Annotated in this window: 15 protein-coding genes; all 15 read right to left on the bottom strand. The window is 56.5% G+C overall.

What is annotated here, in order from left to right; translation table 11 throughout:
• Window positions 1-154 precede the first annotated feature (154 nt).
• On the bottom strand, window positions 155-2,272 hold the full coding sequence (locus CLV45_RS18985) for a glycoside hydrolase family 97 protein (protein WP_100338049.1): 2,118 nt from the start codon (window positions 2,270-2,272) through the stop codon (window positions 155-157).
• 243 nt (window positions 2,273-2,515) lie between these two features.
• Window positions 2,516-3,211 (bottom strand): hypothetical protein, encoded by a 696-nt coding sequence (locus tag CLV45_RS18980; protein WP_100338048.1) that lies wholly within the window; start codon window positions 3,209-3,211, stop codon window positions 2,516-2,518.
• Window positions 3,212-3,443: 232 nt separating this feature from the next.
• Window positions 3,444-4,535: a hypothetical protein gene (locus CLV45_RS18970; RefSeq protein WP_100338046.1), complete on the bottom strand. Its 1,092-nt coding sequence runs from the start codon at window positions 4,533-4,535 to the stop codon at window positions 3,444-3,446.
• A gap of 175 nt (window positions 4,536-4,710) precedes the next feature.
• The gene (locus CLV45_RS18965) at window positions 4,711-5,910 is read right to left on the bottom strand and encodes a cytochrome P450 (protein WP_100338045.1); all 1,200 of its coding nucleotides are present in this window, start codon (window positions 5,908-5,910) and stop codon (window positions 4,711-4,713) included.
• 105 nt (window positions 5,911-6,015) lie between these two features.
• Window positions 6,016-7,425, bottom strand: coding sequence for a radical SAM/SPASM domain-containing protein (locus tag CLV45_RS18960; RefSeq protein WP_100338044.1), 1,410 nt, complete (start codon window positions 7,423-7,425; stop codon window positions 6,016-6,018).
• A 49-nt stretch (window positions 7,426-7,474) separates the two neighbouring features.
• Window positions 7,475-8,731, bottom strand: a complete 1,257-nt coding sequence (locus tag CLV45_RS18955) for a zinc metalloprotease (RefSeq protein WP_100338043.1) — start codon at window positions 8,729-8,731, stop codon at window positions 7,475-7,477.
• The gene (locus CLV45_RS18950) at window positions 8,721-10,466 is read right to left on the bottom strand and encodes a prenyltransferase/squalene oxidase repeat-containing protein (protein ID WP_157807647.1); all 1,746 of its coding nucleotides are present in this window, start codon (window positions 10,464-10,466) and stop codon (window positions 8,721-8,723) included. Before CLV45_RS18950 ends, CLV45_RS18955 begins: the two co-directional genes overlap by 11 nt.
• Window positions 10,467-10,915: 449 nt before the next feature.
• Complete coding sequence (locus CLV45_RS25040) at window positions 10,916-11,080, bottom strand: hypothetical protein (RefSeq protein ID WP_157807645.1); 165 nt, start codon at window positions 11,078-11,080, stop codon at window positions 10,916-10,918.
• A gap of 60 nt (window positions 11,081-11,140) precedes the next feature.
• Window positions 11,141-11,305: a hypothetical protein gene (locus tag CLV45_RS25035; protein WP_157807646.1), complete on the bottom strand. Its 165-nt coding sequence runs from the start codon at window positions 11,303-11,305 to the stop codon at window positions 11,141-11,143.
• Between the two features lie 68 nt (window positions 11,306-11,373).
• Complete coding sequence (locus CLV45_RS25030; protein ID WP_157807645.1) at window positions 11,374-11,538, bottom strand: hypothetical protein; 165 nt, start codon at window positions 11,536-11,538, stop codon at window positions 11,374-11,376.
• Between the two features lie 924 nt (window positions 11,539-12,462).
• Window positions 12,463-13,647 (bottom strand): ABC transporter permease, encoded by a 1,185-nt coding sequence (locus tag CLV45_RS18945; protein ID WP_100338041.1) that lies wholly within the window; start codon window positions 13,645-13,647, stop codon window positions 12,463-12,465.
• Window positions 13,644-14,897: an ABC transporter permease gene (locus CLV45_RS18940; RefSeq protein WP_100338040.1), complete on the bottom strand. Its 1,254-nt coding sequence runs from the start codon at window positions 14,895-14,897 to the stop codon at window positions 13,644-13,646. The genes CLV45_RS18945 and CLV45_RS18940 overlap by 4 nt, the downstream gene beginning before the upstream one ends.
• A gap of 29 nt (window positions 14,898-14,926) precedes the next feature.
• Window positions 14,927-15,619 (bottom strand): ABC transporter ATP-binding protein, encoded by a 693-nt coding sequence (locus CLV45_RS18935; protein WP_100338039.1) that lies wholly within the window; start codon window positions 15,617-15,619, stop codon window positions 14,927-14,929.
• Between the two features lie 54 nt (window positions 15,620-15,673).
• The gene (locus CLV45_RS18930) at window positions 15,674-17,134 is read right to left on the bottom strand and encodes a TolC family protein (protein ID WP_100338038.1); all 1,461 of its coding nucleotides are present in this window, start codon (window positions 17,132-17,134) and stop codon (window positions 15,674-15,676) included.
• Window positions 17,135-17,146: 12 nt separating this feature from the next.
• Window positions 17,147-18,298, bottom strand: coding sequence for an efflux RND transporter periplasmic adaptor subunit (locus CLV45_RS18925; protein ID WP_245882916.1), 1,152 nt, complete (start codon window positions 18,296-18,298; stop codon window positions 17,147-17,149).
• Window positions 18,299-18,901: the final 603 nt, after the last annotated feature.

The following is an 18,901-nucleotide window of genomic DNA, read 5'->3' as shown; positions in this document are numbered from 1 at the left end:
GCATGTTTACGACATAGGCAAAAATATTCTCAACGGTTTCTCATCAGCCACCCAATTTTAGGCGCGCATACCTTGCGCAAAAGCACTCGGGCCAGGCTGTTCCAACAACCTGGCCCGTACTATAGGCTCCCTACTCAGCTCCGTGGCAGCCGGCTTACCGGCTCGGCTTAATGCTAATGGCCGTGCCACCCCCGGGGGCTAGTTGCAGCTTGAGCGTGGTTTTACTGGTTACTTTCTGCCGGCGAATCTGGTAGGCCTGCGGGTTTTTATCCCAGCTGCCGCCTTTGCCGTCGGCGTACAGAATGGCTTCATACTGCTGGCCCGGCGTCAGGAAGTCGAGCTTTATTTGCTGCTGCCGGGCCTGCTCGTCGGTGATGCTACCCACGTACCACTCGTCCTTGCCCTTGGCCTTGCGGGCGGTGGTAATATACTCGCCGGGCTCGGCCAGCAAGATGCGGGTATCGTCCCAGTCGACGGGTACGTCGCGGATAAACTGGAAGGCGTCGAGGTGCTGCTCGTAAGCTTCGGGCAGGTCGGCGGCCATCTGCAGGGGCGAGTACAGCGTCACGTACAGGGCCAGCTGCTTGGTAAGGGTGGTGTGCACCTGCTTGCCCTGGTTGCGCTGCGGGTTCCAGCCTTCCAGCTTGATCTGGAAGATGCCGGGCGTGTAGTCCATCGGCCCGCCGATGAGGCGGGTGAAGGGCAGAATGGTTTCGTGCTCGGGCGGGTTACCACTGCTCCAGGCGTTAAACTCGTTGCCGCGGGCCGCCTCACTGGCCAGCCAGTTGGGATACGTGCGGTGCAAGCCCGTGGGCCGCACCGACTCGTGCATGTCGACCATAATGTGGTTATCGGCCGTTTTCTGGGCCGTGCGCACGTAGTGGTTTACCATCCACTGCCCGTCGTGGTGCTCACCGCGCGGGATGATGCGGCCCACGTAGCCGGTTTTCACCGCGTCGTAGTTGTGCTCCTTCATAAAGCGGTAGGCCGCGTCCTGGCGCCGCTCGTAGTTGGTCACCGACGAGCTGGTTTCGTGGTGCATCATCAGCTTCACGCCCTTGCTTTGGGCGTACTGCTGCAACTCGGCCACGGCAAAGTCGGGGTAGGGCGTTACAAAGTCGAATACTTCCTCTTTCCAGTTGTTGGCCCAGTCTTCCCAGCCCACGTTCCAGCCCTCGACCAGCACGCTCTGCAGGCCATACTTGGCGGCAAAGTCAATGTAGCGCTTCACGTTGGCCGTATTGGCGCCGTGGTGGCCGTTGGGCGTGAGCTTGCCCCAGTCGGTATCGGCCAGCTTGATGTTGCTCACGTCGGAGTAGTTCCAGCTGGCCTTGTTGACGTGCATTTCCCACCACACGCCCACAAACTTCTGGGGCTGAATCCAGCTGGTTTCGGTCAGCTTGGTGGGCTCGTTCAGGTTGAGAATCAGCTTGGAAGCCAACACGTCCGGGGCCTTATTGCTTACAATAATGGTGCGCCAGGGTGTGTGTTCGGGCGCCTGCAGGTAGGCTTTGGCTCCGGTACCGGTGGCATCGGGCACCAGCTGGCTGCTCAGCCCGAAGGTTTTGGTATCCACGTTCAGCATCAGGGCCGGGTAGTTGACCAGGGCCGCCTCGTGAATGTTGATATAGAGCCCGTCGTCCGACTTGAGCATCAGCGGCGTCTGCACCCGCTGGGGCGCCGATTTGAGCTGAATGGCCTCGATATTGGCCGAGTTGACTTCGCTCAGGCGGGTAGTGCTGTAGGTGTACTCATTGGAGTCGTAGTCGCCCGGAATCCAGAAAGCTTTGTGGTTGGCGGGCAGGTTAAACTCGGTTTTTTCGTCCTGCACGGTGAAGTACTGCAGCGCGGACTGGGCCGGAAACTCGTAGCGGAAGCCCACGCCGTCGGCAAATACCCGGAACACGACGTCGAGCTGCCGACGGGGCGGGGCGGGCTGGCGCAGGTGCACCGTGAGCTGCTGGTAGTGGTTGCGGATGCTCCGAACCTCACCCCACACCGGCCGCCAGGTCTCGTCTACCTCTTTGGTTTCGCTGCCCACCACTTCCAGCGGTCCGTCGAATCCCTGGCCGTCGGCCAAGGCCAAGCCCAGCCGGGAGGGCTTGAGCACGGCTTGGGCACCATACTGCACGGCGTACGTGGGTTGCCCCCCGGGGCCCAGGGCAAAGGTGAGGCCTACTTGCTCCATCCGAGCCGTCAGCGGGACCGTAGTTTGCCCGTATCCGCGCAAGCCCGCGGCCAGGCCCAGCACAATCAGAAAAGTCTTCTTCATTCAATGTAGGAGTGAAATTCCAGTACCCCCTGCCCGCCGCCAGGCGAAGCACAGGTAGCCGCGTGCGTGCCGCCCGCGGGGCTTTTACCGCAGGAAAAGCGGCTACCAAAAGTAGGGAATAGTTGCGGAGTTTATTTAGCCTGCTCCCCCACCCACGGCCGACTGGCTCTACACGCAAAACGCCCCGCCGGATGGGCGGGGCGCGTTTTTTGGCGGGTAAGCTGGTCTGGCTAGCTCAATGGTCTATCCTGCGGCCAGTAGTGGTGCGCTCAGCTCCCGGCTGTAGCCCACCAGGCTCTCCAACAGCTCGTGCGGAACATTGCGCAGGCACGAAGGCGCCGTCGCCAGAAAGGCCGCGGCGGCTTCCCGAAACCGGGAGTACTGCCGCTGGTAGAATAGCTGCACCACCAACAGCCACTGCTGCAGAAACTCCTCCTGCGGTTCGTGCAGCACGAATTCCGGAGCTGCGGCCAGAATGGGGGTCATAAACGCCTCACTGTCGCGCACAAAAGACTCCGCATCGGTGCCTTTCTGCAGGTTGGTCAGCGTTTCGCACAGTATCAGGGCCAGCAGCGAGTACCGCATCTGAATCAGGTCGGCGTTGTAAACTCCCAGATAGTTGCGGTTCAGATCTGTCAGCACCCGGGCCCGCCCCGTCATCAGGAAGCAAATGGAGTCCGACAGAATTTCGAATCCCCGCTCGGGCTGCTGCAAGCCGAAATACACCTTGGCCAGGTTGTGGTACTGCGAGACCCGGTCGAAGACCAGGAACTCGAAGCCGTTGGCTTCCAGCGTAATGTTGTTGACCAGTGCGTTGTGCACCAGTTGAATGGCCTCGGTGGGGTTGCCGGTCCGATAATGGTAAAACGATTTGGAACGGTCGTAGATATTCGACAGAAATAGCTTCAGAACGGGCTTCTCTGCAGGTATTGCAGCCACGTACTTTTCTCCACGCTCAAAAAGATGGCGAGCCAGGTGGAGTCTTCGGCCCCCGGATTCGGCTGCTCCGTCGGCGAAGAGCTTAGAAACAATGAACAGAGTTTGTCGATCATGAGCAGGAAGAATACGGTTGAGGGCCTCAGTATAAACTTTGATATAGGTATTGGTTTCAATCAGCTGACTGCGGTTCCACTTCATCTTGGCGGATACCGGCGTGTTGGTCGTGGCCATACTAGCAGGATCTAACGAGGTTATACTTCAGCTCTACCTTCTTCATAAAGTTCTGCACGAAGGCGGGGCAGTCCTGGTCGTGGGCCTGGCTCTTATCGGGCCGGCCGCCGCACATGGGCAGGTAGATGCACGCCGAGCAGCGAATTTGGTGGGCCCGCAGCAAGCCGCTGATGTGCTCGTCGTAGAACCGGCGGGCCGCCAGGTTTTCGGCCGTATCCAGCTCTAGCGGGGCATGGTCCAGCTTCAGCACGGCCGCCGGCGTTTCGGCCCGGGCGTGGTAGAATTGGCCGGTATGGAAATAGGTATTGGTTGGGGCCGGCAACAGATTCAGGCACACCTTGTGCGCGCCCACCTCGTTGAGCCAGGCCAGCTCCTCTTGGGCGGCAGCCTCCGTCTTGGTCGCCGCCGCGGGCAGCAGCTGCACAAACAAGTCGGCCCCCAGCGCGTGCTTGAGCTGCTGAAACTCGTTCACAATCTCCACTACTTTCGTGCTGGCGCTGGTCGTCAGCAAGTGAATGGCTACCGGGGCCGTGGGCTGGCCGGCCATGGGGGCCTGCAGGGCCCGCAGCTCCTGAAACACCAGCGGCACCCGGGCCTGCTCCACCGGCAGCACCACCGAAACCTTGGTTATGCGGGCCTTCAGCACCCCGGCAAAAGTTGGCGCGGGCGCGGCATTTCCGGCTCCCAGGCTCACCAGCTGAAATTCCTTCGCCAGCTTGGCCACCAACGGCACATGGTCCAGAAAAGCGCTCAGCCAGTGAATGCGCTGCACGCCCGCCGCCACCGAAGTGCCGGCCACGATGAGTACCAGCTTCTTTTTCGAGGCCGCCCCGTGCTGGTCGAGCAGGTCGGCCAGGGTTTGCTGGAGTTGAGCATCCAGCACGGCCGCCGAGCCCAGGTACACCGACAGTTCAGCGCCGCTCGTGTCCAGGGCCATAAGCTGGTTGCGGGTAATAACCTCTTCCAGCTCGTCCTCATCCTCGGGCACAATCAGCTCGTGGTACATCAGCACGTTGAACAGATTGTCGGGAATAGCGGTGAAGTTGCCGGCCTGAATCAGGGACCAGACGTAGTTGGAAATGGTAATTCCCATTCCCTTCCGCGTCGAGAAAAGAATGCGCTTGGCCGTTGGGCTTTCTTCCGCTTCGAAAGCCTCCGATATCAGCGCGTATCTGGATTTCTTTAACTGCATACCCGTGTTCTTTTACACTGTAGAGTAAGATTTAGACCTGTTCGCCAAAGCACAGCGGCATATGCGCCGCTAAGCCTTACAGCGCCGGGTTCCAGCTTACGTGGAGCTTCACGGCCGCCGGGCCGCGCTGCACGTAGGGTGCGGTGCGCCACACGGTGCCGCCCTGCACGGGCGTGTAAGCCGTAGTGCGGGCAATGAATTTGCTCAGGGCCGTGCCCGCCTGCAGGTGGGCCAGGCGCGCGCCAATGCAGCGGTAGGCCCCCGTACCGTAGCTCAAGTGCGCCGGTTTGCGGGTCAGGTCCAGCCCATCGGGGTTGGTAAAGACGCTGGGGTCCCGGTTGGCCGCTCCCACGCAAATCAGGATCTGGCTGCCGGCGGCAATGGTTTTGGGGCCCAGCTGAATCGGGGCTTTGGCAAACAGCAGAAAGAACTGTACCGGACTGTCGTAGCGCAGCAGTTCGTCCACGCAGTCATACGCCCGGGCGGGTTGCTCGCGCAGGGTAGCCTGCTCCGCCTGGTGCTTATCCAGGGCCAGAATAGCGTTGCCCAGGAAGTTCATCATGTTGTCGTGGCCCGCGTAAAAGAGCAGGATCAGCATCGACAGGATAAACGACTCGTCTTCCTCTTCCCGGCGGCAGGCGTCTATTAGGGCACTGCACAGGTCGTCGCCGGGGTTGGCCTTTTTGTGCTCAATGAACGTGCGCAGAAAACTCAGAAACAATCCGCCGGCTCCCGTCGCCACCGGATTATATATCAGGCCCAGATACATACCATCTAGCTCGGCCACCGTAGTGCTGAGCGCCGGAATGTCCTCGTCGGGAATGCCAATGATCCGGCTGATGGTTTCGAACGTCAGCGGGTGTGCATAATCCCGGATAAAGTCAATTTCCTCCTTGCCGACCAGCTTATCCAGCAGCTTATCGGCCTGCTCCTGCATGGCTTTGCCGTCGAATTTTAGGTTTTTACCGGCCAGAGCGTGCATCACGTTTTTGCGGTAAGGCAGGCCGCTGTCGGGCGCAAAGGCAAACAGGGTTTTGGCTACTGCACTTTTCCCCGAAAACAAAATAGCCTGCGTCTCCGAGTCCTGGCCCCAGTGGGAGCACAACGGATTTTGCAGCAGCGACATAGCATCTTGATACCCCGTAATTACCCACTGCGTAGGCGATACCCGGTAAATTGGATTTTCCTTGCGCACTTTATGATAGGCCGGATACGGGTCAACCGTGGGAATGGGCATGGGGGCGCCTACCAGGAAGGAGGATGCTTTCGTGTTCATAAGAATAGAATAATGGTAAAATAATGAGATGGACTAATGTTGCACTAGGATATTGGGATGGCTACCCTGCCAGCTAATTCAGCCGAGTAACCGACTGGGTAGCCCTTAGCTGTAGCGTAGGAATTCTTCCTCGGCAAACGCATTTTCGAAGGCCGTCAGCACGGCGTCCAGCTCCGCCCGCGGGGTAGTAGCCAGCAGGTATTTAAACTCTACTTCCTTCTGAATATTAAACTTATACGGAGGACAGGCCGGAATTCCTTCCACCCACGACTTCGGGCAGCTGCCCCCGCAGATGGGCAGCAACCGGCAGCCGTGGCACGGGAATTTATCCGTGTCGCGCACGAGGCCATACCAATCGTTGTGGGGCTTGGAGTCGAACGTTTTGAGCGTATCCTGCTGCAGCGTACCGAGCTTATAGTTCTTATCCTCGTAAAATTCGGAATAGGATACTTCCGTGCAGTTGAAGATATTACCAAAGGCATCGTACAACTCGCCCTTGCCGCCGGTAGCCATGCAGGTGCTTTTCTTGCGCTTGTGCAGCACGGTCTGGAAGGGGTAGCCCAGCTTCACTTGAAGAATTTCCCACTGCAGCTTCAGGCGCGCAAACTGCTCCTTGGTCAGCGACTTGGTCTGGGCGTCATTGCCGCCCCACGAGTAAATTCCGATGAAATACAGGCTGTGAATCCGCCGGTGCAGGTTGTCGTCAGCAATCAGGCGAATCAGCGGCTCCACGCCTTCCACGTTGTTGCTATCCACGTTGCAGCGGATAATCATGCGGGTTTTGGCGGGGTCGAAATCGGCGGCGGAAACGATGCGCTTAATGTTCTGATAAATAATCTTAAAGGAAGGCCCGCCGGCCTTGGTAAAGCGGTGGCTGTCGTGGTACTCCTCGGCCCCGTCCAGGGTAATTTCGAACGTATCCACGTTGAGCTCCTGCACGAGCTCGGCAAAGATATTCTCCTTCAGGCTCAGGCCATTGGTTACAATTTTGCCGCCGATGTGCACGCTTGGGTCGGCAATGCGGGCGGTGAGGCGCCGGTAAATAGCCCGCATCTGGGGCAAGCCCATCAGGGGCTCAGCCCCAAACCAGCCAATATAAATTTTCTTGTAGCTACCCTGGGTAAACTTGTGGTAGATACGCTCGACGAGCTTCTCTACCAGCTCATCGGAAATACTGCTTTTCACGTGCTGCTGCCCGCAGTAGTAGCAGCCGAGCTGGCACATGGCACTGGGCTGGATTACTTCATTGAGCTGCCCTTGCTCGGATTCCCCAAAATCAATGTTTTCGTTGATAACGCTGGCCAGCTCATTTTCCTCCGCTGGTACCAGAATGCCGGCTTTGATCAGCTTTTCCTGAATATGTACCGGAATACTGCCCGCCAGATCATTCTTCAGAAAGTCGTGGCACAGACTGCTAAGTGAAACTACCTGCCCCGTCCGGGTTGCGTAAGCCAGTCGGTTGTTCTTGCTGTCGATTGGCTTCGTGATAATGGTATAATAGGAAAGCTTATACATATAGTACGGAACATAAATAGTTAATAAAATAATCCTAAACTTCTCGTAATCAAGCCCCGACGGTTACTGCTTCGGGTTGGGCCGGAGCCCGGTCTGCAAAATATTTGTCTTTTACGCCGCTAATAATAGACTTAATCAACATATAGTAGAAGACGAAAGGTACAAATAGTTTTGTAATGTTGCTCTTGAACCACAAAAAATCTATTTGCTGAAAGTCAAATAGCAGGCGGTGAACAAAGGAGTACAGATTAAGTGGGAAATACAGCAGGGAATGGTGGTTGAAAAGCAGCATGTAGCCGGCAAAGGCAATGAAGGCACCGGCTGAGACAAAGCCGTAGGCCGTCAGAAACAAAGCGCGGCGGCTATGGTCCCAGTTTTTGTTGATGCCGATGCACATACCAAAAAACTTACCCAGGGCCGTCATCGACTTGCCCTTCAGGTTGGAGATGTTCAGCGCGTCGCTCAGGGCCCAGTAGCCGTCGTAGCGCAGCAGCGGGTTGAGGTTGGCAGCAATGGAGATGCCGATGACGAAGGATACGTACAGCAGGGACTTTTCGTGGGTGAGGTAATACGCGCCCGTCAGCAGCACGCACATGAGCAGCTGCATATAAATGCCCCCAAAGTCCACAATCAGGCGCTGGTGGCGCTTCAGGCGCCAAGTGTCGGTTACGTCGGCGTAAAACACGGGCGTAAAGGCGTAGAACCCGAACCCAATGGCTCCACTGTTGGCCCCGAACCGCTCACAGGCCGCCGCGTGCCCAAACTCGTGCAGCAACAAGCTCAGGTACACCACCGAAATCAGCACGCCCAGCATTTTGGGGTTGGAATCGTGGTAAATGGCCTGAATGTCAATATTGAGCAGGAAGTTGGCCGCCAGAAACAGTAAACTGCTGATAAACACGACGACGAACAGCTTGACGTTGAAGAGAAACGTCAGGAAGGGAGTAACCTTTTTAACTACCGAGGCCGGCAGCAGCGTTACGCGCAGCTTGAGGTATTCGTCCTGGGCCTTGATGCGGTCCAGGTTGTCGGTATCGAAGATGCCGTAGCCCACCAGCTGCTTGTTGAAGATGGACACGATATCCTCCACCGAGAAGTTGACTTCGTTAGCCTGGTTAAAGGCGTAGGTGATATCCTCGATGTTGCGGTTGCCGTCAATCTGCTCGAGCAGGCTTTTGGTCAGCTGGTTGACATTCAGCTTAATGGGCGTAATTCCATCAATGCACAGCACGTAGGTATTCTTGTCGAACTGCACGTAGGTGTACTGTTCGGCCAGCTGGGGGACGTATTCCTTACTAATTTCCATAAGTGGCGGTATCTAATTGGTTATAGCGCTGCAGGGCCCGGAGCGAAACCGCAGTAGAAAACAGGTTGGCAATTTCCCCCGTAATGGAGTTACCGCCCCCGGCCTTGTTGATCTTGAGGCGCTTTTTGGACTGGTACCAATTCAGCGTCGTCGGGTTGGGAATCACCAGGAAGTTGGAGCCCGTAAAGCCCCCGTCCTCGTACTGATTGGCCAGCAGCCAGTCTTTCATCCGGGTTGCCGGGGCCTGGTAGGTGGCAAACAGCGCCGGCGAGGCCGAAATCGTGTCCAGCACCAGGGCGGTGTAGAACACGCTCTTCTGCTTTAGAATCTCGCACGAGAAGCTCCCATCCTTGTTTTGCTTGCGGATGATGTAGTCCAGGGCCTGCGTAATTTCGGCGGCGAAGTCGTCTTCGTCGCGCAGCATGGCCTGCACCACAAAGCAGGTAGGATACAGGTAGGAGGTCCACCAGTAGGGCTGCCACACGCCTTTCGCCGACTTGTTTTCCAGGATGTAGGCTTTCAATGCGGCCCGTTGGGGCTCGAAGCCGCTGCGGTCTTCCAAGTGGTTGAGGAAGTAGTAAGCCAGGGCACTGACGCAAATGTGGGCGCTGGTCCAGCCGTTGAGCTGGGTCTTTTTCAGGCCCAGCTGGCTTACCAGGTTAAAGGCCGTATCGGAGTAGGTGCGGAAACCGCCGGTGCTGGTTTGGCCCTCAAACCACGGGACCAGATAGGGCTGCACGGGCTGATCCGCGTTGTGCAGGGCAAATAGCACGCAGGTAGTCGAGTCGAAATCGAACACCCAGTCGGTATTATAGCCCCAGAGGTGGTCTTGCTGGTTAGCGAGCAAAAACTCGGTGGCCTTTACGAGGTTAGGATTGTCTTTTTCCAGGTAAGAAGCCACAAACCCCGTGGCCCAAACGTTGCTCAGGCCTTGCATGTTGGTTACCTCAAACCACGACCCATCGGTGCCCTGTAGGCGTTCTATATATTTTTTGGAGCGCGTAATGGCTTCTTGAATGCTTGTTTGAATGCCGAATTTGGTGCTGATAATCTTGTCCAGCAGCTTATTAACCCGGTAGGCTTGCACGTTGACCTTGTAGAAGTTGATCTTGTTTCTAACCAGGTCAATGATTTTGATGTAGTCCGTCAATTCGGCGCGGTAGGGCTCCACCTCGTCGATGGCCCGCTGGTAATAGCTCTTCGAGAGAGTCATCATCCGCTCGGCGGTTTCGGAGGTGAAGAGGTAGCGCTCCAGTACTTCCGGCGCATAGTCCTTCAGCTTCTTACCATTCGATTTGAGCCAGGCTTGCAGGAAAATATGGCCGAGGTTGTTTTTCTGGTACTGCAGGTCCTTTTTGAAGTCCTCCAGGTCGTCCTGGATGCAGCGCGCAATCGAGAAGTAGTCCAGTGACTGGGTCAAGGCCCGGTGCAGTTCGGTCTGGGTGCTGTTTTTGGCGTAGTAGGCATCGGCCCCCACTTTCGAGAAGGCGCACTTATTGATGGCCAGCCGGGTGTAGGTATCGAAGCTCATCTGCACGTTGTACTCCTTGTCGAGCAGAATACTGGCCAGGAACTCGTAGTTGCGCTGGTTCCACAGCACCCAAAAGGCGTCCTTCTTCCCAAAGTGCTTGGAAAGAATCTTCAGCGACTCTTCGTGGTAGATGTGGGACTGTAGCAGCAAGTGGCTCTCCCGCTCGGCGCTGGCCTTGCCGGAGATGTCATCCTTGTCGTGCATGGCGTCCAGGCACAACAGGTATTTGAAATAAAAGAAACCCGAGACGCACACTTGGTGAACAAACCAGCTGTTGCGTTCCCCAAAAGCTTTCCGGAATAAATAGGGAAAGGTTAAGTAATACTCCGAATCGAAGAAGGAATTAGGGAAAGCCAAATGCTTCAGACCACCTGGAAGTGAAACGTTGTCGTCTAAATAAGTTAAAAATGACTGGCGCAGATTCTCAGTTGTCTTTTCCAGATGAGAAAATCGCACTTTGCTAATGTCAATCATATAATTATTGTAAAAAACAGTTTCATAGTATTCTAACCAGCCCAAAATTCCTTTTCTGCAGATACCCAAAAAATGCTTAACAGTTTGCTGTTGCAGTTTACTGTTAAGCATTTTTTTACAAGCATCCATTTCACCGGCTGCGGACTACGAGTTACCTAGTCCACAGCCGGTGATTTAGATTAACCGATCCAGCATACGCCGTTAGCGGTGGCGTCAACCAGCGCTTCGGCGGAGGCCGTCATTTCCAGACGGTTTTCGAGTTCTTCTACGCTGAAGAGCTCGAGCTTCTGGTCTTCCGACAGATCCGTGATTTTGGACAGCAGTTGGGTTTGATCGTTGTTCATAAAAAAAGGAGTTAGAAAGTGGAAAAAAGGAAAAAAGGGTAAGCGGTAAGTAGATTCAGATTAACCGATCCAGCACACGCCGTTGGCGGTGACATCAACCAGCGAATCAGCCGAGGCCGTCATTTCCAGACGATTCTCGAGCTCTTCTACGCTGAAAAGTTCGAGCTTCTGGTCTTCCGACAGATCCGTGATTTTGGACAGCAGTTGGGTTTGATCGTTGTTCATAAAAAAGGAGTTAGAAAGTGAAAAAAAGGAAAAAGGGAAAAGGAAAAAGGTAAGCGGTAAACTAAAACCTAGCCGATCCAGCACACGCCGTTAGCGGTGGCGTCAACCAGCGCTTCGGCGGAGGCCGTCATTTCCAGACGGTTTTCGAGTTCTTCTACGCTGAAGAGCTCGAGCTTCTGGTCTTCCGACAGATCCGTGATTTTGGACAGCAGTTGGGTTTGATCGTTGTTCATAAAAAAAGGAGTTAGAAAAGTGGAAAAAAGAAAAAAAGGTGAAGTGCGTATTCTGTAAAAGCCAGCGACTCTTTACAGCAGTATTAATTAGACGTTTTGTGTAGTTACACGAGCCAGATCATGTCGGAAAAGCCGTTGGTTTCGGGGCTTACTGTAGCATCAGCGCCGGCAGTGCGTTCAAGGCGCTGCTCCATCTCTTCGGCATTGAAGAGTTTAAGCTTCTAATCTTTCGATAGGTCAGTGATTTGGTTCAGCAGCTGAACCTTGTTTTTGTGCACAAGAATATTGGTATGGCAAAAAATAGGAGTGCGAAATGCAATAAGAACCTTGAGCTTATATAGCAGACTGGCTTTGCCCGGTACTTCGCGCTAACCGGGGTGGGTTTAGCAAGCTGGCGTAGCGGCCACCAGAATGTCGGGGGCCATAACCCAGGGCTCGAACCCGTACTTCTAAAATCCCTCGTTGAGCGTAGCGGATGCTCCCCAAAGGCCTGAGTGGAGCGTGGCAGGCCTCTTTTGAGCTACTATGGGTGGGTGTGGAGAGGCCTGGTCCTACGCACCAGGCGTGGCAACTTGCTAATCAGGTATCCGGAGAAGAAAAGCGGCCTAAGATTTTCAGGTGGCCGCCGGTTGGCGCACTATACGCCCAGCGGTAAATAATATCCCTGTCAGTAATCAAATATCTATGCAGTAAAACTATTTATATTTAATTAAAAAACAAACTATTTAATTAAATATTTTCTATAATTTTTTAATTATTTTCCGAATGAATATTCAGCCAAAATTAAAAATAAATTACGCATCGATATTATAATTGCAGGCTATTATCCATCACCACTAATAATTTAAAAACCACCACTTAATATTGAAAACCAGCCCGAATAGCACTAGAATGTGTCTGCCATAACGCAAACGCGTGGAGTAATTACTCTTCCCGCAAGGATAGGGCTGGTCGGATGCCGGTGGCCAGCTGGCTAGGATAGAACGCGCACAAGGTTACTAGTCCGTAGATGAGGCCCAAGCCCAGAGCTATGGCTAGGAAATACACGCTGGCGGGCACATTGAAGACCCCTAGGATGGGAAATTGAATGACGGCCAATACTCCCAAACCCAGACCGAAGGTGGTGATGATTAGAATCTCGCCCAGAATCTGGCCGCTGATGGAGCCCGCACTAGCCCCAATGGCGCGGCGCAGGCCAATTTCTACCCGGCGGCGGCTGATATTGAGCCACATTACCCCAAAAATACCCAGGGCTACGTTCATCGTCAGGAACAAGCAAACGATACCGAGCATAGTGGGTAAGGCCAGCAGCATCTTGAGCTTGGCCAGGCGCTGTTCGCCCAGGGCCACAATCGTACTGTTCCAGGACGGGCTAGTCGAGTGAATTTGCTCCCCAAGCTGTTTTTTCAAAGCGGCTCCGGCCCCGGGAGCAACGCGCACCAGCAAGGTTGACAAGGCTTCCGTGGTATCATTGGGGCTTACGTAGAGCATGATGGCAGGACGGGGAGTGCTTAGCTCGCCTCCGGCGCGGTAGGAATTTGTAACCCCCACTACCTGCCATTCCTCCTGCAGCCCCCGCACGATCTTACCGATGGGCGACTCATTGGGAAACAAAGCGGCCCGCGTTGCTTCCGTAATAACAACCGGCCGGCGGGTGGCTGCTTCGTCGCGCCGGTCGAACCACCGGCCTTCGGCAATCTGCAGGTCCAGCACCTGCTGCAGCTCGGGACCCGCAAAGTAAATGTCGGTGCTGGGCGACTGGCGCTTGTTGGCGCCTTCGCCGGCGTCGAGCTTGGCGGTGCCGTTGTTAAAGGAGAAAGGCGTGTTTTCCCCGCTCCGGGCCACGCTCGTCACACCCGGTGTGGCTTTGAGGCGCTGTACTACTTGCTGCAAAGTAGCATACCGCTGCTCGCTCTGGGCTCCCTGCTTCAGGTTGATCTGCCACACGTCCTGGTAGTGAAAGCCCAGGGGCGTTTGGTAGTTCTGCCGCATGTACATAATCAGGCTAGCCACGGCAAACACCGCAATGAAGGCCAGGAATATTTCGGAAACGAGCAGGCCATTGGCCCGACGGCGGTTCCAAATGAGGGTAATGAGGTGCCGTATCATACCTTGAAATCTGCTTTGAGGGCCTGTACAACAGGCATTTTGGACATTTTATAGGCGGGGTAAGCCCCCGACAGGGCCCCGAAGAACAGGGCCGTTAGAATTCCGGCCCCGAAGACCCGCGCGTTCAGGGCGAAGTCGGAGTAGGGCATGAACTGGCTGTAGTTGAGCAGCATCAGCGCGCCGGCAGCCAGGGCCAGGCCGAGCAGCCCCCCGAGTAGGGTCAGGAAGATGTTTTCGAACAGGAACTGCGTGACCAGGGTGCGGGATGTGGCTCCGAAGGCCTTGCGCACGCCAATTTCGGAGGAGCGCTCCAGCATGCGGCTCACGTTCACGTTTACCAGGTTCAGGGCGGGCAGCAGCATAAAAAGCAGGGCCATTACCAGCGACACCTGCATCATGCGGCCCACGCCGCCTTCCGCGTCGGCGTTGTTGTTGAAGCGGGCCGTGAGCGAGGCCAGCAGCGTACGGGCATACGAGTGCACGGCTTTGTACTTTTTGGGGTCGGGCAGCGGTACTTGCCCCACAACACGCTCATACTCCTGCTGAATAGTTGCCACGTCGGAAGATTGCCGGGCCAGGGCAATAGCCTGGTAGTTGCCGATGTAGCCCGGGTCGCGCAGATCCTCGCTGGTTGTAGTCAGGGGCACCCAGAAGTCGGCGTAGGAGTTGGAGCGCGAAATCGGGACGTCGCGCACCACGCCCACGACGCGGTAGTGCACGGCGCCGGCCTCAAACGTGCGCCCGATGACGTTCGTGGTGGTGCCGAAGTACTTGCGGCTGGTGCTTTCGTTGATGACGGCCACCAGGGCGGCCTCGCGCACTTCGGCGGCAGTGTAGGGCCGGCCGGCTACGAAGTCGAAGTTGAGCACCTGCCAGAATTCACTGTCGGTGAGCTTGCGGTCCAGCTTCAGGGTGCTTTCGCCCACGTAGGCTTCCACGTTATTGTAGTTGCCTTCGCTCAGGGATATTTTCTCCGGGGTGCGCATGGGCCGCACGTAGCGGTCGAGAAAGGAGTAGCCGATAAAGCCGTTGCTTTGCCCTCCCTCCTGCGCCACCAGCTGAATCCGGTTGATGAATACCAGCCGGTCGACCTGGGTTTCGGGCGTGTGCGGGCCCACGGTGTAGTCGAAGATGGCATAGAGTACCAGCAGCACCATCAGGGTCAGGCTGGTTCCGAAGAGGCTGATGAACGTGAAAAACCGCCGCCGCAGCAGCACTTTCCAGGCTATTTTTAGATAATTGAGCAACATAGGATAGGAGGTTAAAACGCGTGCGGGCTTTAGTTTACCTGGCTGCCATCCAAGAGCCGGATCTGGCGCTTGGTGCGCTGGGCCTGGGCCTCGTCGTGGGTTACCATCACGATGGTGGTGCCCTCTTTTTCGTTGAGGTGGAGCAGTAGGTCCATGATTTCCTCGCCCATCACCGAGTCCAGGTTGCCGGTGGGCTCGTCGGCCAGGATAATTTCGGGCTCACCAGCCAGGGCCCGGGCAATGGCCACGCGCTGGCGCTGCCCACCCGAGAGCTGCTGCGGAAAATGGCTGATGCGGGCTCCCAGGCCCACTTTTTCGAGCATGGCCAGGGCGCGTTTGCGGCGGTCTTTGGCATTCATACCCGAGCGGTAAAGCAAGGGCAGCTCCACGTTATCCACCACCGACAGGTCATTGATGAGGTGGTAGCTCTGGAAGATGAAGCCGATTTTCTCGTTCCGCAGGCTGGCCAGGTCCTTCTCGGAATACGACTGCACCGGGCGGCCGTTCACTTCCACGGTGCCTACCGAGGGCTCGTCGAGCAGGCCCATCAAACTCAGCAGCGTGGATTTACCGCAGCCCGAGGGCCCCATCACGGACACAAACTCGCCGCGGTTGATACTCAGGCTCACGCAGTTGAGAGCGGACGTCTCAACGGTGCTGGTCTGGTAGATTTTCTCGATGTCAATAAGCCGCAGAACGGGCGCTTCAGCAATCTTAGTCATGGTAGTGGCTGTAAAGAGGATAGAGATAAATGAGACGAGGCTGGGCCGCCGGCGCTACTGAGCCGCCAGGGGCTGGTGCTTTTCAAAATCGTAGAGGGTGAGGGCCCGCAGGCGGTAGTAGGCCACCCACCGGGCCCGCAGGGCCGCTATATAGCTGCGGCGGGCCCCATCCTTAGCCTGGGAGGCCAGCCCCAGATCCGTGAGGCTAATGCGGCCGAGCAGGTAAGTGGTACGGGCAATGTCGTAGCGCCGCTGGGCCACGGAGTCGGCGTGCTGGGCCAGGCGGAGCTGGGCCGTGAGTTGCTCCTGCTGGCCGGCTTCGGTGAGCACGCTCTGGGCAAAGCTGCGCTCTTCCTGGGCCACGGAGTACTGCACTTGCTCGCGGGTGAGCTTGGCGGTTTTGACCACAGCCTGCCGGTGGCCCCAGTCGAGCAGCGGCATAGAAAAGGATAGCTTCACCTGCTGCTGGTTGCGCAAATCCTGCAGGCTACTATTCAATTCGGGTGCCTGGTTGACGTAGCCCAGGTTGGCCGACAACGTGGCCTGCATGCCGGTAGTGCCGCGGGCCTCGGCGACGTCGCGCTCGGCTTCGAGCAGGCGGCGCTGAAAGGCCAGAATAGCACTCCGGTGCTGGCGGGCTTGTTCCAGGGCCACTTCGGGCGCTATTACGGGCTGGGGCACTCGGCTGGGCACATCCAGGGCTGGGGCGCTGGCCAGGCCGGTGTAGGCTTGCAGCTCCACGGTAGCATTCTGGGCACTAAGCTGGGCCTGAATCTTGGCCTGCTGGGCGTCGAGCAGGTTGAGCTCCAGCTGCAGCAGGTCGCTTTGGGAGAGACGGCCCAGGCGGTAGCGCTCCTGCCCGATGCGCAGCAGCTCGTCGGTGGCCTGGGCGTTCTGGCGAGCTACTTCGGCATTTACCTGCTGCAGCAGCACGTCAAAATACAATTCGGTGGTGCGCTGGGCAATCTTCTCGCGCTCCTCCAGGTATTGGCGCTGACTTTCCTGGTAACGCAGGGGCTCAATTCGCCGGTTCCAGTGCAGCTCGTTGAACTGGCCGATGGGTTGCGTCAGCCCCAGGGTAAAGGGTTGGCTGTTGTAGCGCTTGGCTTTGCCGATAAAATCGTCGTAGCGCAGTACGTCGGCACCCACAATTACCTGGCCGCCGGTCAGGCCAATGTTCTGCTTGACCGCCAATCCCACGTTGGAGTTGTTGTTTTTGATTTGTCTGAATACGATAGAGCCGTCCTGGGGCTGCACCACGGGGGTAATCGTGCTGCTGTAGTTGGGCAGATTACCCTGCAGACCGATTTGGGGCCGGTAGGTGGAGCGGTAGTCGCGCCACTGCCAATAGCCGATTTCCCGGTCAGTATTGGCCTGCTTGCCAATAGCGGAGTGGTTCAGGGCCAGAGAAATGACCTCGTCGAGGTTGAGCGGGCGGCTGGCCGCCGTCTGGGCCGTAAGCTCATGGAGTGGCAGCCCCAGCAACGCCAGGAAAGGAAGAAAACGAAGTTTCATGGTCGTAGGGCCTTACTCGGTGATGCTCAGTTCGGGCGTATCCAGATGATCCTTCATGTCCGAGACGATGATTTGCTCGCCTTGGCGCAAGCCGCTCACAATCTGCACGTAGTCGAAGTTGCTGTCGCCGAAGCGTACGGTGCGCTGCGTGGCTTTGCCGTCCTTCACCACAAACACGGCCTGCTCCTGCCCGCCCTGGTAGAAGGCGCCGTTCTTGACCCGGACCACATTGTGGTGGCCCTTCGTCACCACGAATACATCCACGCGCAGATTGGAGCGCAGAGCCGGGTGGTGGTCCTGCTCCAGTTGGGCGTAGAACGTCACCACGCCCTTGTCTACCGCAGGGCTGATCGTACTGATCGTGCCCCGCAGGTCGGTGCCGTTGATGCGCACCACGACCGGGTCGCCCACGTGCAAAGCATCGGCGTAGGCATCGGAAATGGTGGCCCGCACCTTGAAGCTGCTCAGGTCGGCCACGCGGGCCAGCGGGGCGCCCTGCTCGACTGAGCCGCCGATGTCGTCATTAACCCAGGTGAGCACGCCGCCGTCCTGAGCACTGATGGTGGCCTGGGCCAGCTTGCCGGCCAGCTCGGCTATGGCGCGGTTCTGAATAGCCATGGTGTAGCCCAACTCCCGCACATCGGCTGCGTTGGAGCGCTGCTGGGTTTGGATTTGGCGGGCCAAACGGGCGGCCTCCAATTGGGCCACGTGCAGATTTAACTCGGCCTGGCGCACGGTTTCGGCCGTGCCGCCGCCTATTTTGAGCAGTTGTTGCTCATCCCGCAGGTTAGACTGTAGACTGCGGACCTTGGCGGCCTGCACTTCTACCTGAGTACGTAAGTCGTTCAGGTCACGCTCCAGTCCAAGCTGCAGCTGGGAGTTCTTGTTGCGGTTGCGCAGCTGTTCATCGTCTAGCTTAGCCAAGCTCGAAGCAGCGGCCTCCTTGTCCAATTCTAAGATGGTTTGGCCCGGAGCTAAATGCGCTCCTACCGCTACTACTACCTTACGAATTGTACTTTGAATAGGGCTGGTAATAACGGCCTCGTGGCCCGGAATCAAAACGCCCGCCGCAGTGAGCGAAGCTTCGACATCCCCGATTTCGACCGGCGCCGTTAGAATAACGCTCCGCTGAATACTAGGCTTCAGAAAGGAGCGGAAAGCCATAGTGCCACTCAAAAGCACTACCACCAGAGCTAAGCTCAGCAGCCAACGGCGCCGACTTTTCTGGCTTCTAACTTGGGAAGTTATAAGTCTGTCCATGTTTGTATAGAATATATGATAATTCCAAGCACAGTCACCAAGCTCCTAATTGGATTAAGTCCAACAAAGGCCAAAAGCAATAGCACTAACTGGGGATAATATAATTTTAACGCCTAACCAAGGTCAGGTAAAGTACTCCTAAGCAATAGCCCAATAATGGTGTAATGGCGAAACTACAGTACTCATGAAGCATACGCCGTAGCCTAGGCATGCTACCTTATTAGCCGAGCAGCAATCACGCATTCAGTTATTTATCAGTAACTTACTTTCGCAAGCACGACAAGACTACATAGTGGCCGTGGCTGAACAAAAGCGGCGAGAATGGGCTACCTGTTAGGCAGGTAAGACCGGAAGCTCGCCTTGCTGCGCAATGCTACCCGGCAGTGACCGATACAAGTGCAAAGCCACTTATACCAGTAAACCAGGCTAGGCTACAGTACCGAGAAAAACAAACGGGGGGTGGGGAAGCTGGGGCATATCTGCGGTGGATAAATGAAGTAAATATTA

It is taken from the genome of Hymenobacter chitinivorans DSM 11115 (genome assembly GCF_002797555.1).
In the GTDB taxonomy this organism is placed as follows: domain Bacteria; phylum Bacteroidota; class Bacteroidia; order Cytophagales; family Hymenobacteraceae; genus Hymenobacter; species Hymenobacter chitinivorans.
Note: the sequence above shows the minus strand (reverse complement) of the source record. Positions and strands in the feature narration are given on the sequence as shown.

Excerpts from the sequence above, each read along its gene's own strand:
- CLV45_RS18985 (WP_100338049.1), bottom strand. The coding sequence starts at position 2,272 with ATGAAGAAGACTTTTCTGATTGTGCTGGGCCTGGCCGCGGGCTTGCGC.
- CLV45_RS18960 (WP_100338044.1), bottom strand. The coding sequence starts at position 7,425 with ATGTATAAGCTTTCCTATTATACCATTATCACGAAGCCAATCGACAGC.
- CLV45_RS18935 (WP_100338039.1), bottom strand. The coding sequence starts at position 15,619 with ATGACTAAGATTGCTGAAGCGCCCGTTCTGCGGCTTATTGACATCGAG.
- CLV45_RS18970 (WP_100338046.1), bottom strand. The coding sequence starts at position 4,535 with ATGGGAATTACCATTTCCAACTACGTCTGGTCCCTGATTCAGGCCGGC.
- CLV45_RS25030 (WP_157807645.1), bottom strand. The coding sequence starts at position 11,538 with ATGAACAACGATCAAACCCAACTGCTGTCCAAAATCACGGATCTGTCG.
- CLV45_RS18945 (WP_100338041.1), bottom strand. The coding sequence starts at position 13,647 with ATGATACGGCACCTCATTACCCTCATTTGGAACCGCCGTCGGGCCAAT.
- CLV45_RS25035 (WP_157807646.1), bottom strand. The coding sequence starts at position 11,305 with ATGAACAACGATCAAACCCAACTGCTGTCCAAAATCACGGATCTGTCG.
- CLV45_RS18925 (WP_245882916.1), bottom strand. The coding sequence starts at position 18,298 with ATGGCTTTCCGCTCCTTTCTGAAGCCTAGTATTCAGCGGAGCGTTATT.
- CLV45_RS25040 (WP_157807645.1), bottom strand. The coding sequence starts at position 11,080 with ATGAACAACGATCAAACCCAACTGCTGTCCAAAATCACGGATCTGTCG.
- CLV45_RS18930 (WP_100338038.1), bottom strand. The coding sequence starts at position 17,134 with ATGAAACTTCGTTTTCTTCCTTTCCTGGCGTTGCTGGGGCTGCCACTC.
- CLV45_RS18950 (WP_157807647.1), bottom strand. The coding sequence starts at position 10,466 with ATGCACGACAAGGATGACATCTCCGGCAAGGCCAGCGCCGAGCGGGAG.
- CLV45_RS18955 (WP_100338043.1), bottom strand. The coding sequence starts at position 8,731 with ATGGAAATTAGTAAGGAATACGTCCCCCAGCTGGCCGAACAGTACACC.
- CLV45_RS18940 (WP_100338040.1), bottom strand. The coding sequence starts at position 14,897 with ATGTTGCTCAATTATCTAAAAATAGCCTGGAAAGTGCTGCTGCGGCGG.
- CLV45_RS18965 (WP_100338045.1), bottom strand. The coding sequence starts at position 5,910 with ATGAACACGAAAGCATCCTCCTTCCTGGTAGGCGCCCCCATGCCCATT.